The organism is Cupriavidus sp. WGlv3, from assembly GCF_023952475.1.
Lineage (GTDB): Bacteria > Pseudomonadota > Gammaproteobacteria > Burkholderiales > Burkholderiaceae > Cupriavidus > Cupriavidus phytorum.
Genome location: NZ_JALHRX010000007.1, coordinates 248,260 through 262,205, shown reverse-complemented (window position 1 = coordinate 262,205; position 13,946 = coordinate 248,260). Strand labels below are relative to the sequence as shown.

Genomic DNA, 13,946 nt, shown 5'->3' with positions numbered 1-13,946 from the left:
GTGCGCGCGTCGGCGCCGCCGCCTTCGGCCAGCCTGGCGATCTTCGCCTTGAGGTCGGCCACCAGCGCGCGCATGGCTTCGGCATTGGCCTTGAAGGATTCGGAGCGGGCGTTGAGTTTGCTTTCGAGCGTGGGCATCTCGGAGTCTCTTGCTGGCAGATAGGGTGGTGAACCGTCTGGTGCCGTCCCGCCGCGGCCGGGCTCAGCTGGCTGCCTTCGGCAACGGATGCCCGGGCATCAGCTCATAGGGATGCTTCCAGCCCGGCAAGTCGCGGAAGCGCTCGGTCCACGCGTGGATATGCGGATATTCCTTGCGCCAGTGCACGCCGATCTCGTCATCGAAGAAGACGTAGCCCGCCAGCGAGAAGTCGGCGATGGTGGGGCGCTCGCCCAGCACGAAGCCGCGCCCGTCCAGGTGCGCGTTCAGCACGTTCCACGCGCCTTCGCAGCGCGCGCGGAAGAACTCCAGCACGGCGGGATCGGGCGCCCTGGCGAAGGTGCGCATGAAGCGATACGTGGCGGTGTACGAGGTGAACTTGTGGTTGTCGAACAGCAGCCAGCGCAGCACCTCGGCGCGCTCGGTTTCGTTGCGCGGGCCGAACGCATCCAGGCGCGCGGCCAGCGTCTCGAGGATGGCGCCGGACTGCGACAGGCGCTGGTCGCCAAACTCCAGCACCGGCACCTCGCCCATCACGTTGATGGCGCGGTATTCCGGGGTGCGGGTCTCGCCGTTGAAGAAATCGACAAAGCGCGCCCGCCACAAAGGCTGACCGCGCTGCACGCCGACGGTTTCCAGCAGTTGCGCCACCTTGTAGGCGTTGCCGGACTGGGCAAAGCAATACAGCAGGTACTCGGGCTCGTTCTGCCTGTCGATGCTCATGGTGTCTCCCCGATGATGTCGCCATCCACATAAAGCCAGCGCGGCGCCTCGCCCGGGGCGCGCGCCTCGCAGACAAAGCGGCTGCGCTCATGCAGCCGCCAGGCGCGCCCACCTACCTTGTAGCGCGCCACGAATTCCACTTCGGCATGCGTGTCGTCCTGCTGCGCATGCGCCTTGACCGCCAGGCCGAGCCAGCGCGTCGCGGTGTCGGGCACCAGGTCGGCCGGACAGGTCGACGCATGCCAGGTCTGGCGCAGCCAGTCGATATCGTTCAGCACATAGGCGCTGTAGCGCGAGCGCATCAGCGCCTCGGCATTGGGCGGCAGCGCCTCGCCGCGGTGAAAGCGGCCGCAGCAGGCGTCATAGTCAGCGCTGCCGCACGGGCACGGCACCGGGCCGGCCTTGGGCAGGCGCTGCGCCGCCTTGGTTGCCTTCGCCGCCCCTGTGCCCGTCATCCCACCAGCTCCGGCAGCTCGCGCATATCGGTGAAGATGGTGCGCGCGCCGGCCTCGCGCAGCTGCGCGGCATCATTGCGCGCGGCGTAGCCGAACACCGTCATGCCGGCCGCCACGCCCGCGGTCACGCCGGTCGGGCTGTCTTCCACCACGGCGCAGCGTGCGGGCTCGACCCCCATGGTGCGCGCGGCCAGCAGGTACACGTCCGGTGCGGGCTTGCTGCGCGCCACCTCGGTGGCCGAGAAGATATGCTCGCGCTGGTCCTGCTGGAACAACTCGACCAGCCCGGTCTTGGTCAGCTGCAGCTTGACCTTGACGCGGTCCGCGCCCGACGCCACGCACACCGGCATGCCGGTGGCGGCAACCGCGCGGATGGCCTCGCGCACATGCGCCACCGCCGCGACCTCTTCTTCCAGCACCGCATTGCGGCGCGCCAGCCAGGTCGACAGCCAGTTCTCGGGCAGCGGCGCGCCGCGCATGCGTTCGATCATGTCCAGTTCCTCGCGCACCGCGCGGCCCAGGAACAGGCGCGTGGAGTCTTCCAGCGAGATCTCGATGCCGAGTTCGTTCAGCATCTGGTTGAGCACGCGGTTGACGATGGGCTCGCTGTCGACGAGCACGCCGTCGCAATCGAAGATCACACAATCGAAGCGGCCGGAATGGCCAGGGGTTGCTGCAGTCATGCGGGTTTCTTTTCCTTGGTATCGAGGTTGGGCACGGCCCTGAGCTCGGTCTGGCGGCGGCTCTTCAGGTGGGCCTCGACCTGGTCGAAGCGGTCGAAGCCCCAGAACGGCTCGCCGTCGACGATGACGAAGGGCGAGCCGAACACGCCCTTGGCCATCGCCACCTCGATCTCGGCCTTGAGCTGGTCCTTGATCTGGTAGCTGGTGGCGCCGGCATCGAGCGCCTGCACGTCCACGCCCAGCGGCTCGGCCAGCTTCATGATCTCGGCCGGCTCGGCGATGTTGATGTCGTCGACGAACAGCGCGCGGTACATCGAGCGGGCGAAGGCCGCGGCCAGGTCGTCGCCGTGATGGTTCTGCAGCCACAGCATGGCGCGCGCGGCATGCGTGGTCGGCAGCGGGAAATGCGTGGGGCGCTTGTAGTCGATGCCGTGGAAACGCGCGGTGCGCTCGAAGTCGCGCCAGCTGTAGTCGCCCTTGAGCGGGAGCTGCGGCAGCGGCGACGCGCCGGTGGTCTTGAACACCACGCCCAGCAGGATCGGATGCCAGGCGACGTTGCGCCCGTACTTCTGCGCCAGGTCGTCGATACGGGTGCTGGCGAAATAGCCGTACGGCGAAGAGAAATCAAAGTAGAAGTCGATCGCTGCGGTCATTGTCGGGGGCCCTATTCTTGTGGTGGCAGGTCCGGTTGCGGGAAGACGTGACGCCGGCGCGGCACGCCTGCTCATCGTACGCGCAAATGGCGGCGCTAGGCCAGCGCGCGCGCGATCAGGATCTTCTGGATGTCGCTGGTGCCCTCGTAGATCTGGCACACGCGCACGTCGCGGTAGATGCGCTCGACCGGGAAGTCGCTGACGTAGCCGTAGCCGCCGAACACCTGGATCGCGTCGGAACAGACCCGCTCGGCCATCTCGCTGGCGAACAGCTTGGCCATCGCCGCCTCCTTCAGACAGGGGCGCCCGGCATCGCGCAGCACGGCGGCGTGCCACACCATCTGGCGCGCGACGTCGATGCGCGTGGCCATCTCGGCCAGGCGGAACTGCACTGCCTGGTGCTGGAACAGCGGCTGGCCGAAACTCTCCCGTTCCTTGGCATACGCAAGCGCCGCTTCAAACGCGGCGCGCGCCATGCCGATGCTCTGCGAGGCAATGCCGATGCGGCCGCCCTCCAGCCCCGACAGCGCCATCTTGTAGCCGCCGCCCTCGTCGCCGAGCAGGTTGGCGGCCGGCACGCGGCAGTCCTCGAACAGGATCTGCGCGGTGTCGGACGAATGCTGGCCGAGCTTGTCCTCGAGCCGCGCGACCACGTAGCCCGGGGTCGAGGTCGGCACGATGAAGGCGCTGATGCCGCGCTTGCCGGCGGCCTTGTCGGTCACCGCCAGCACGATCGCGACGTCGGCGTTCTGGCCGCTGGTGATGAACTGCTTGACGCCGTTGAGCACGTAGTGGTCGCCGTCGCGGACCGCCGTGGTGCGAAGCGCCGCGGCATCGGAGCCCACGTGCGGCTCGGTCAGGCAGAACGCGCCCAGCATCTCGCCACGCGCCAGCGGCACCAGCCACTGCTGCTTCTGCGCCTCGCTGGCGAACGACATCAGCATGCTGCACACCGGGCAGTTGTTGACGCTGATGACGGTGGAGGTGCCGCCGTCGCCCGCCGCGATCTCCTCCAGGATCAGCGCCAGCGACAGATAATCGAGCCCGGCGCCGCCATACTGCTCCGGCACCGCCACGCCGTAGGCGCCCAGCGCTGCCAGCTCGCGGTGCACGTCCTTGGGGAAGGTCTTGTCGCGGTCCCACTGCGCGGCCTGCGGCGCGATCACTTCCTGCGCGAACTGGCGCACGGCGTCGCGGATCATTTCCTGTTCGGGGGTCAGCAGCATGTCGGTTCGGTGATGAAGTGTGCGGACGCCCTTACCAGGGGATGGGCGTGCCGTCGTAGTTGTGGAAGGTGCCGTTGTCGCGGCGCTTGACGCTGGCCAGCACCTGGCGCATGCCCTTGACGCTCTGCTGCACGGTCAGGTCGGCCTCCTGTCCGCCCATGTCGGTCTTGACCCAGCCCGGATGCAGCGCGACGCAGGTGGCATGGCGCGCATCCAGCGCCACCGCACGCAGCGCGGCGTTGGCGCCCGCCTTGCTGACGCGGTACAGCCAGCTGGTGCTGTGCTCCATCGCGCCGATGCTGCCCATGCGCGAGGACAGCACCGCCAGCACGCCGCCATGGCCGGACTGCCCGGCCTCGACATAGGGCAGCAGCAACGGCAGCGCCATCATCGGCCCCAGCACGTTGACATGCATGACGCGGTCGAACTCCGGCGGCGTGACCGGCTGCGCGCTTTCGGTGCGCGGTCCCATCACGCCGGCGTTGTACACCGCGACGTCGAGCGCCTCGCCATCGAGCTTCCAGCCCAGGCCCGCCACCGCGCCGGCATCGGACAGGTCGGCCTGGTGCGCCTCGGCGCCGAGCGCCTCCAGCGCACCGACGCCTTCGGGCGTGCGCGCCGCCGCGATGACGCGCCAGCCGTCGGCACGGTACTGGCGCACGAATTCAAGGCCGATGCCGCGCGAGGCACCGAGGATGAGGGCGGTTGGCAAGGGTGGGCCTCCTTTTTCTGGTTTCGCTCCCCTCTCCCATTTATGGGAGAGGGGTTGGGGGAGAGGGCCGGCGCTGGCTCGAAGTGCGGCTTTTCGGTATGCCTGCGCCTGCCCTCTCCCCCGCCCCTCTCCCGCGCGCGGGAGAGGGGAGAAAACAAGCGGGACTTGGGACAGGCTTACAGAATCTCGATCCCCACCGCCGTCGCCTCCCCGCCGCCGATGCACAGGCTGGCCACGCCGCGCTTGCCGCCGGTCTTGCGCAGCGCGCCGATCAGCGTGGTCATGATGCGCGCGCCCGAGGCGCCGATCGGGTGGCCCAGCGCGCAGGCGCCGCCGTGGATGTTGACCTTGTCGCGCGGGATCTTGAGGTCGTGCATGGCCGCCATCGGCACCACGGCGAAGGCCTCGTTGATCTCGAACAGGTCGACGCTGTCGGTGTTCCAGTCCAGCTTGCGGTACAGCTTGGCAATGGCCTCGACCGGCGCGGTGGTGAACCAGCCCGGCGCCTGCGCATGGGTGGTGTGGCCCAGCATGCGCGCGATCGGCTGCAGCCCCAGCGCCTTCGCGGTCGAGGCGCGCATCATCACCAGCGCCGAGGCGCCGTCGTTGATCGACGACGACGAGGCCGCGGTGATGGTGCCGTCCTTGGCAAACGCCGGCTTGAGCGACGGGATCTTGTCGAGCTTGATGCGGCGCGGGCCCTCGTCGGTATCGATGACGGTGTCGCCGCCCTTGCCCGATACCGTCACCGGCGCGATCTCCCAGCGGAAGTCGCCGTTCTCGGTGGCCTGCTGCGCGCGGCGCACGCTGTCGATCGCGAACTCGTCCTGCTGCTGGCGCGTGAAGCCGTACTTGGCGGCGCAGTCCTCGCCGAAGGTGCCCATGGCGCGGCCCTTGTCGTAGGCGTCTTCCAGGCCGTCCAGCATCATGTGGTCATAGATCATGCCGTGGCCGATGCGGTAGCCGCCGCGTCCCTTGGGGATCAGGTACGGCGCGTTGGTCATGCTTTCCATGCCGCCGGCGACCGCGATCTCGAACGAGCCCGCGACCAGGCCGTCATAGACGGTCATGGCCGCGCGCATGCCCGAGCCGCACATCTTGTTGACCGTGGTGCAGCCCACGCTGAGCGGCAGGCCCGCACCCAGCGCGGCCTGGCGCGCGGGCGCCTGGCCCTGGCCGGCGGGCAGCACGCAGCCGAATACCACTTCCTCTACCTGCTCGGGCTTGAGCCCGGCGCGCTCGACCGCGGCGCGGATGGCCACGGCGCCGAGCTGCGGCGCGGTGACGCTGGCGAATTCGCCCTGGAACGCAGCCATCGGCGTGCGGGCGGCTGAAACGATGACGATCTCTTCCATGTCGGGTCTCCTGGATCGGTAAGTAAGCGTTCAGTGGTGTCGGATAAAAGCGTCAGCGGATCGACGCCTGCGGCGGGTCGCCGTACTGGCGGTAGGCCGCGGCCAGTTGCTCGTGCAGCTCGTCGTTGTTGCTGGCGGCCATGCCCAGGTCGCGCAGCAGGCCGTCGGACACGCCGTAGATCCAGCCGTGCACGGTGATGGCCTGGCCGCCGGCCCAGGCGTCCTGGATCACGGTGGTCTGGCAGACGTTGTTGACCTGCTCGATCACGTTGAGCTCGCACAGCCGGGTATGGGCGTCTTCCTCGCGCAGGATGGTGCCGAGGTAGGACTCATGCTTGTCGGCCACGTCGCGCACATGGCGCAGCCAGTTGTCGGCCAGGCCGATGCGCTCGCGCTTGAGCGCGACCTTGACGCCGCCGCAGCCGTAGTGGCCGACCACGGTGATATGGCGCACCTTGAGCACTTCCACCGCGAACTGGATCACCGACAGCGCGTTCAGGTCGCTGTGCGCGATCACGTTGGCGATGTTGCGGTGGACGAACACCTCGCCCGGGGCCAGGCCCAGGATCTGGTTGGCCGGCACGCGCGAATCGGAGCAGCCGATCCACAGGTATTCCGGCGCCTGCTGGTTGGCCAGGCGGGTGAAGAAGGCGGGGTCTTCCGCATTGACGCGGTCGACCCAGTCGCGGTTGTTGCGGAACAGCTGGGCGATGGCGTCATTCATGCGACTCTCCTTGCAGGGCCGGCAGCGGGCTGCGTGACGGACGGTGTGGCAGGCGGCTCGGCAGCAGCGCCGTAGCGGTGGATGAATCGCTCTGAAGCGTGATAGGCAAAAAAGTCATGGACATGTCCGGCCAGCAGCCGGTCCTTGTGGCTCTGCCACATGGCAGGGTCAAAAAAATCCGCATGGTGGCGCAGGAACGCCGCGCCTACGCGCGGATCGCCCAGCAGGAAGGTGCGGAAGGTTTCGGGAAAGATGTCGTGCGGACGCACGGTGTACCAGACTTCGCCCGACATCTCCTCTTCCTCGTTGCGCGGCTGCGGCACGTGGCGGATGTTGCAGTCGGTCAGGTACTCGATCTCGTCGTAGTCGTAGAACACCACGCGGCCGTGGCGCGTGACGCCAAAGTTCTTGTACAGCATGTCGCCCGGGAAGATGTTCGCCGCGATCAGCTCCTTGATCGCGTTGCCGTATTCGATCACGCCGTGCTCGACCTGCGCGTCGGAGCCCTCCTGCAGGTAGATGTTCAGCGGCGTCATGCGGCGCTCGATATAGACGTGGCGCACCACGATCTCTTCGCCGCCGTCCTTGGCGCGCTGGTATTCGATCATCGAGGGCGCGTGCTGCTCGAACTCGCGCACCAGCGCATCGTCGAAGCGCGACAGCGGGAAGGCCACGTCGGAGTATTCCAGCGTATCCGCCATGCGGCCGACGCGGTCGTGCTGCTTGACCAGCTGGTACTTCGACTTGACCAGCTCGCGCGTGGTTTCCTTGGGCGCCGGGAAAACATCGCGGATCACCTTGAACACGTACGGGTACGACGGCAGCGTGAACACCAGCATCACCAGCCCGCGGATGCCGGGGGCGACGATGAACTTATCCGACGAATGCTGCAGGTGGTGCAGGAAATCGCGGTAGAACAGGTTCTTGCCCTGCTTCTGCAAGCCCAGCGAGGTATAGATTTCCGCGCGCGGCTTGCGCGGCATGATGTCGCGCAGGAAGGTCACGTAGGCCGACGGGATCTCCATGTCGACCATGAAGTAGGAATGCGTGAACGAGAACAGGATCAGCAGCTGTTCCTTCTTCAGCAGCACGGTGTCGAGCACCAGCTGGCCCGAGGGCCCGTGCAGGATCGGGATCGCCAGCGGGAAGGTGCGGTCGCCGTTCACGATGCGGCCGATGATGAAGGCCGCCTTGTTGCGGAAGAACAGCGACGACAGCGTATGGATCTGGAAATTCGGCGCGATGCGCAGGTCGCCGAAATGCTCGCCGACGGCGCGCACCACGTAGCCGATGTCGCGCTGCAGGTCCTCGAACGGGCGCTCGAGCTGGAAATTGTGGACGATGCGCTCGAAGCACGCGGCCATGCCGTCGCGGCTGCCCGGATAGTAGGCGCGGAAGGTCGGGCGCGTCGGCGATTCCTCGTTCTCGATGTACTCGGTCGAGATCGCCGGGCGCACGAAGATGAAATCGTTGTTGAAGTACGAGCGGTGCAGGATGCGCGTGCACACCGAGTTGAAGAAGGTCTCGGCCAGCTCGGGCTGGTGGTGGTTGGTCAGCAACCCGATGTAGTGCAGCTTGATCTGCTGCCAGATCTCGTCCTCGATGTTCTCGGCGTCGTACTCGTCTTCCAGGATCACGCTGGACTCGCGCACGCGCTCGTTGTAGAAGGCAATGCGGTCGCGCTGGATCTGCTGCAGCCCGTGCCAGTCGCCGGCCTCGAACTTCAGCTTGGCCTGGTGGCTGACCTCGCGGAACAGGCGGTAGTGCTTGTCGAACCCGTCGAGCATCGTTCTCGCCACATCGTAGGCAATCTGCGAGGAGAGCAGTTTGGGGAAGTGGGACATGGGTCGACGGGGACGACTGCGTGACGGTCTTGCGACGGGTAGTGAGATTGTAAATGGGTTCCGGGCCAGGACCCCGGATGCCCGGGGACGCCGGAGGTGATTCCGGCGTCCCGCGCTCCGTTACATCGTTTCCGCGAACAGCTCGCGCCCGATCAGCATGCGGCGGATCTCGGAGGTGCCGGCGCCGATCTCGTACAGCTTGGCATCGCGCCACAGGCGCCCGGCCGGGTACTCGTTGATATAGCCATTGCCGCCCAGGATCTGCACGGTCTCGCCCGCCATCCAGGTGGCCTTCTCGGCCGTGTACAGGATCACCGCAGCGCAGTCCTTGCGCACCTGGCGCACGTGGTCGCTACCGAGCGCGTCGAGGTTCTTGCCGACCGTGTACAGGTAGCTGCGCGCCGCCTGCAGCGTGGTGTACATGTCGGCCACCTTGCCCTGGATCAGCTGGAATTCGCCGATGCTCTGGCCGAACTGCTTGCGGTCGTGGATATACGGCGTGACCACGTCCATGCACGCCTGCATGATGCCGACCGGGCCGCCCGACAGCACCGCGCGCTCGTAGTCCAGGCCGCTCATCAGCACCTTGGCGCCGCCGTTCTCGGCACCCAGGATGTTCTCGACCGGCACCTCGACGTCCTGGAACACCAGCTCGCCGGTGTGCGAGCCGCGCATGCCGAGCTTGTCCAGCTTCTGCGCCACCGAGAAGCCCTTCATGCCCTTTTCGACGATAAACGCGGTCATGCCGCGCGCGCCCAGCTCGGGCTCGGTCTTGGCGTACACCACCAGCACGTCGCAGTCCGGGCCGTTGGTAATCCACATCTTGGTGCCGTTCAGCACGTAGCGGTCGCCCTTCAGTTGCGCACGCAGCTTCATGCTGACCACGTCGGAGCCGGCGTTGGGCTCGCTCATCGCCAGCGCGCCGATCCACTCGCCCGAGACCAGCTTGGGCAGGTACCTGGCCTTCTGCGCCGGCGTGCCGTTGCGATGGATCTGGTTCACGCACAGGTTGGAATGCGCGCCGTACGACAGGCCCACCGAGGCCGAGGCGCGGCTGATTTCCTCCATCGCGATCATGTGGGCCAGGTAGCCCATGTTGGCGCCGCCGTACTCCTCGGCCACCGTGATGCCGAGCACGCCCAGGTCGCCCATCTTCTTCCAGGCGTCCATCGGGAACTGGTCGGTGCGGTCGATCTCGGCCGCGCGCGGGGCCAGCTCGGCCTGGGCCCAGTCGCGCACGGCGCCGCGCAGCATTTCGATGTCTTCGCCCAGATCGAATTTCAGGCCTGGCAATTCAGTCATGATGGTCTCCTGTAGGAATCGGTGTGTCGGTGAGTTCCGGGTTCGCCGGATCGATCGGTTCAGACGTGGCCCAGCGTCTTGACCACGCACAGCGTCATCAGCATGGTCGCCACCGGCTTGCGGCGGCCTTGCTGCTCGACGTAGACATCGCCCTGCGCCACGATCAGCGTGCGCCCGGGCTTGAGTACCCGCCCCACCGCCACCAGGCGTTCGCCCTGGGCGGGGGACAGCAGGTTGATCTTGTACTCGGCGGTCAGGCCCGCCTCTTCTTCGCCGACCAGCGTCAGCGCGGCATAGCCGCAGGCGCTGTCGGCCAGCGCGCCAACCACGCCGCCGTGGAAAAAGCCGTGCTGCTGGGTCACGCCCTCGGACCACGGCATCGCCAGTTCCACCTCGCCGCGCTGCACGCGCGCCAGCTCGGCGCCGAAGGTGCGCATCAGCCCCTGGCGCGAGAAACTGGTGGCAATGGCGTCGGCCCGCGCGGCGGACAGCGGTTCGGGTTCAGCGGGCACGGCATGGGCGAGGGAGGCGGTCATGGCGGGTTCCGGTGTGGGGCCTGTCTTGATGGACAGCGCACGGCCAACGCGCTGTCCGGCTATTCTATTTACGTTTACGTAAACGTCAATGCCGGATCGCACGGAGGCGTGCGCAAATGCCGCTCAGGCGGCATGGGTCTGGTCCTGCGCATCGTCGCCGCTCTGCGCCGCCAGCAAGGCCCTGCACTGGCGCTCGTGCTGGTCGATCTCGGCCAGCTGCGCCTGCAGGTCTTCCATCTGGCGCTCGAGCGCGCGGCGGTGGCCGGCGAGCGCGACCAGGAACCGGTCCAGTTGCGGGGCGGTATCGCGCGGCGATTCATAAAGATCAAGGATCTCGCGGATCTCATTGAGAGTAAGCCCCAACCTCTTGCCACGCAGCGTCAGCTTCAGCCGGGTCCGCTCGCGGCCGTTGTAGACGCGCTTGCGCCCGCCCGGCCCTTCGCGCTGCGGCGACAGCAGGCCCTGGTCCTCGTAGAAGCGGATGGCACGCGGCGTGACGTCGAACTCACGCGCGAGATCGGTAATGGTGTAGGTGGCGGAAGCCGCCGCTGGCGTCGCTGACATGGCCTGACCAAAGAAAGTGAACGGTCGTTCGTTGCGAAGTCAAGTTTTCGCTTAAGATGGAAACGAACCGTATGATTGACGTTTACGTTAGCGTCAACCAGATCGACTGGCAACCGGTGCTTGCACGCCCCCCTCGCGCACCATGGGGACGTGCCGGCAGAACGAGAAAGCCCGCGCCCCGCCGCCAGGCTTCGACCACGAGACTCCTCATGAACGCACTCGAACACCAGCTCCAATACCCGTTCGGCGACACCATGCCCGCGCCCGGCAGCAAGCAGGAAGTCGCCCCGGGCGTCTACTGGCTGCGCATGCCGCTGCCGTTCGCGCTCGACCATATCAACCTGTGGCTGCTGCGCGACCGCCTGGACGGGCGCGAGGGCTGGACCATCGTCGACTGCGGCATCACCAACGACACCATCAAGGCGCACTGGGAAACCATCTTCGCCAACGAGCTGGAAGGGCTGCCAGTGGTGCGCGTGCTGGTCACGCACAGCCACCCCGACCACGTCGGCCTGGCGCACTGGCTGTGCCGGCGTTTCGACGTGCGCCTGTGGATGAGCCTGGGCGACTACATGAGCGCGCGGGTGATGGGCAGCGGCACCGGGGCCGGCTCCAGCGCCGGCGGCGAAGCGGCCGCCGCGCATTTCGCGCTGCATGGCCTGACCGATGCCGACAGCCAGGAAAAGCTGCGCGCACGCAAGACCTATTACCCGTCGCTGGTGCCGGACCTGCCGACGCATTACCGCCGTCTGATGGAAGGCGACACGGTACGGATCGGCACCGACCCGGCCACCGCCGGCTGGCGCGTGATTACCGGCTTTGGCCATTCGCCCGAGCATGTGGCGCTGTATAACGCCGCCACCAATGTGCTGATCTCCGGCGACATGGTGCTGCCGCGCATCTCGACCAATGTCAGCGTGTTCGACATGGAACCCGAGGCCAATTCGCTGCAGCTCTACCTGGATTCGCTAAGCAAGTACGAGCCGCTGCCGCAGGACGTGCTGATCCTGCCGTCGCACGGCCGCCCGTTCCGCAACCTGCATACCCGCATCCTGCAGCTGCGCGAGCACCACGCCGACCGCCTCGCCGAAACGCTGGAGGCGTGCCGCGAGAAGCCCTGCTGCGCGCACGATATCGTCAGCGTGATCTTCAAGCGCCAGTTCGACATCCACCAGATGACCTTCGCCATGGGCGAGTCGCTGGCCCACCTGCACTGCCTGTGGCACCGCGGCGAGCTGGTGCGCGAAACCGGCGACGACGGCGTGATCCGCTTCCGCGCCGCCTGAGCGCCTCAGTTGGCGGCCGCGAGCGCCGCCAGGTAGCGCACCCCGTCGACGGCGCGGCTGCCGTACCACGACAGCATCTCGCCGTCGACCAGCAGCACCGGCTTGCCGAGCTGGCGCTCGAGCGCGTCGGCGTGGTCTTCGGTGAAGCGGTAGGGCTCGGTCGACAGCAGTACCAGGTCGAGCTCGCGCACCAGCGCGTCGCTCCAGCGGAAGGTCGGATAGCGCTCGCCGGGCGCGTTGGGACGGCTGCAGTCGCCGCCTTCGCAGGCCTGGACGATATCCGCGCCGGCAGGCCAGGTCTGCCAGTTGGCCAGCGCCAGCATGCGGCTGATATAGGTGTCGCGCGACACCGTCATCCAGGGGTCCTGCCAGATCGCGTACAGCACGCGGCGCGCCGGCCATGGCCGCGCGCGGATCGCATCCAGTTGCGCCTGCAGCGCCGCGCACAGCGACTCGGCCTCGGCATGGCAGCCGAAGATGCCGCCCAGCAGCCGGTACAGCTCGAGGTTGTCCTCGGGCGCGCACGGATGGGTGACGATCACGTTGGGCACGAAGGCACGGATCTCGTCCACGGTCTCGCGCCGGTTCTCGTCGATATTGACCACTACATGGGTGGGCGCCAGCTCGCGCAGCCGCGCCACGTTGACGTCCTTGGTGCCGCCCACCTTGGGCACCGCGCGCACCGCCGGTTCCGGGTGGATGCAGAAGCCGGTGCGCGCCACCATCTGCCGCGCCAGCCCGAGCGCGAACAGCAGCTCGGTCACCGACGGCACCAGCGAGGCGATCCGCACCACGCCGGTGGCGGCGGCATGCTGCTGGCCGATGGCGTCGCGCCACATCTCAGGGCTCCCGGGGTGCGTCGGCACGGCGCGGCTTGCGCGGCGCGCCCGCGGCGAGCGCGTCGTACAGCCAGCGCGGCATCACGTGCAGCAGCGCCGCCACCACGCCCATCGGCCACGGGATCACGCGGAAGCGCCGGCCCGCCGCGATCACGCGCACGGCCTTGCGCGCGAATACGTCGGCATCGGTCAGGAACGGCATGCGGTACGGGTTGTGCGCGGTCATCGGCGTGCGGATATAGCCGGGCGCGATGGTGACCACGCGGATGTCGTGGCGGCGCTGCTCCAGCCGCAGGCTTTCGAGCAGCTTGATCACCGCCGACTTGGAGGCGCTGTAGGCCCCGGCCCCCGGCAGCCCGCGTACGCCGGCCACGCTGGCGATGCCCACCAGCGTGCCGCGCCGTCCGAAGTGGCCGGGCTCGCGCGCCTGCATCGCATGCAGGAACGGCTGGAAGGTGGTCAGCACGCCGAACCAGTTGGTGTCCATCACCTGGCGGAAGGCGTCCAGGTCCTCGCGCTCGCTGGCGACGGTGCCAACCGAGACCCCGGCATTGGCGATCACCACATCCGGGCAGCCGAAATGGCCGAGGAAGTCGTCCGCCGCCCGCGCCATCGCCTCGGCATCGCGCACGTCGGCGCCATAGACGCGCACCGCGCCCGGATTGGGCAAGGTGGCCACGAACTGGCGCAACGCGTCCTCGCGCCGCGCCACCAGGCCAAGGATGGCGCCCTGCGCGGCGTATTCGCGCGCCAGCGCCTGGCCCAGGCCGCTGGAGGCGCCGGTGAGGAAGACTTTGAGGGGACGCATGAGGACGGAAACTCTGAATGAAAAAACGGCTGGTACAGGATACCAGCCGTTTGGCTTGCCACAGGTGCCCCCTGCCTGGG

15 protein-coding genes are annotated in these 13,946 nt (G+C 67.7%); 1 reads left to right on the top strand and 14 read right to left on the bottom strand.

What is annotated here, in order from left to right:
- Positions 1-201 precede the first annotated feature (201 nt).
- From MKD38_RS14965 to MKD38_RS14910, 12 genes are all read right to left on the bottom strand, one after another.
- The gene (locus tag MKD38_RS14965; protein ID WP_252677897.1) at positions 202-879 is read right to left on the bottom strand and encodes a glutathione S-transferase family protein; all 678 of its coding nucleotides are present in this window, start codon (positions 877-879) and stop codon (positions 202-204) included.
- Positions 876-1,334 (bottom strand): YchJ family protein, encoded by a 459-nt coding sequence (locus MKD38_RS14960; RefSeq protein WP_252677895.1) that lies wholly within the window; start codon positions 1,332-1,334, stop codon positions 876-878. The genes MKD38_RS14965 and MKD38_RS14960 overlap by 4 nt, the downstream gene beginning before the upstream one ends.
- The gene (locus MKD38_RS14955) at positions 1,331-2,017 is read right to left on the bottom strand and encodes an HAD family hydrolase (protein WP_115663316.1); all 687 of its coding nucleotides are present in this window, start codon (positions 2,015-2,017) and stop codon (positions 1,331-1,333) included. The genes MKD38_RS14960 and MKD38_RS14955 overlap by 4 nt, the downstream gene beginning before the upstream one ends.
- Positions 2,014-2,670 (bottom strand): 2-hydroxychromene-2-carboxylate isomerase, encoded by a 657-nt coding sequence (locus MKD38_RS14950; protein WP_252677894.1) that lies wholly within the window; start codon positions 2,668-2,670, stop codon positions 2,014-2,016. The genes MKD38_RS14955 and MKD38_RS14950 overlap by 4 nt, the downstream gene beginning before the upstream one ends.
- 95 nt (positions 2,671-2,765) lie before the next feature.
- Positions 2,766-3,896: an acyl-CoA dehydrogenase family protein gene (locus MKD38_RS14945; RefSeq protein WP_252677893.1), complete on the bottom strand. Its 1,131-nt coding sequence runs from the start codon at positions 3,894-3,896 to the stop codon at positions 2,766-2,768.
- 31 nt (positions 3,897-3,927) lie between these two features.
- A complete protein-coding gene (locus tag MKD38_RS14940; RefSeq protein ID WP_062796281.1) occupies positions 3,928-4,608 on the bottom strand; it encodes an SDR family oxidoreductase in 681 nt (226 codons plus the stop codon).
- Positions 4,609-4,784: 176 nt separating this feature from the next.
- Positions 4,785-5,963 (bottom strand): acetyl-CoA C-acetyltransferase, encoded by a 1,179-nt coding sequence (locus tag MKD38_RS14935; RefSeq protein ID WP_252677892.1) that lies wholly within the window; start codon positions 5,961-5,963, stop codon positions 4,785-4,787.
- A gap of 52 nt (positions 5,964-6,015) precedes the next feature.
- Positions 6,016-6,687, bottom strand: coding sequence for a carbonate dehydratase (can, locus tag MKD38_RS14930; RefSeq protein ID WP_252677891.1), 672 nt, complete (start codon positions 6,685-6,687; stop codon positions 6,016-6,018).
- The gene (gene aceK / locus MKD38_RS14925) at positions 6,684-8,531 is read right to left on the bottom strand and encodes a bifunctional isocitrate dehydrogenase kinase/phosphatase (RefSeq protein ID WP_252677890.1); all 1,848 of its coding nucleotides are present in this window, start codon (positions 8,529-8,531) and stop codon (positions 6,684-6,686) included. The genes can and aceK overlap by 4 nt, the downstream gene beginning before the upstream one ends.
- Positions 8,532-8,651: 120 nt before the next feature.
- On the bottom strand, positions 8,652-9,833 hold the full coding sequence (locus MKD38_RS14920; protein WP_252677889.1) for an isovaleryl-CoA dehydrogenase: 1,182 nt from the start codon (positions 9,831-9,833) through the stop codon (positions 8,652-8,654).
- Between the two features lie 59 nt (positions 9,834-9,892).
- Entirely contained in the window at positions 9,893-10,369 is a 477-nt protein-coding gene (locus MKD38_RS14915; protein WP_111520512.1) for a PaaI family thioesterase, read from the bottom strand.
- A 123-nt stretch (positions 10,370-10,492) separates the two neighbouring features.
- The gene (locus tag MKD38_RS14910) at positions 10,493-10,933 is read right to left on the bottom strand and encodes a MerR family transcriptional regulator (protein ID WP_252677887.1); all 441 of its coding nucleotides are present in this window, start codon (positions 10,931-10,933) and stop codon (positions 10,493-10,495) included.
- 209 nt (positions 10,934-11,142) lie between these two features.
- Here MKD38_RS14910 and MKD38_RS14905 point away from each other — a divergent pair, with 209 nt between their 5' ends.
- Positions 11,143-12,219 carry an MBL fold metallo-hydrolase gene (locus MKD38_RS14905; protein WP_252677885.1) on the top strand — a complete coding sequence of 359 codons (1,077 nt, stop codon included), beginning with the start codon at positions 11,143-11,145 and terminating at the stop codon, positions 12,217-12,219.
- A gap of 5 nt (positions 12,220-12,224) precedes the next feature.
- Here MKD38_RS14905 and MKD38_RS14900 read toward each other — a convergent pair whose 3' ends face one another.
- Together MKD38_RS14900 and MKD38_RS14895 are read right to left on the bottom strand one after the other, a co-directional pair.
- Complete coding sequence (locus tag MKD38_RS14900; RefSeq protein ID WP_252677883.1) at positions 12,225-13,058, bottom strand: helical backbone metal receptor; 834 nt, start codon at positions 13,056-13,058, stop codon at positions 12,225-12,227.
- A 1-nt stretch (position 13,059) separates the two neighbouring features.
- Entirely contained in the window at positions 13,060-13,866 is an 807-nt protein-coding gene (locus MKD38_RS14895) for an SDR family oxidoreductase (RefSeq protein ID WP_252677881.1), read from the bottom strand.
- Between the last annotated feature and the right edge of the window lie 80 nt (positions 13,867-13,946).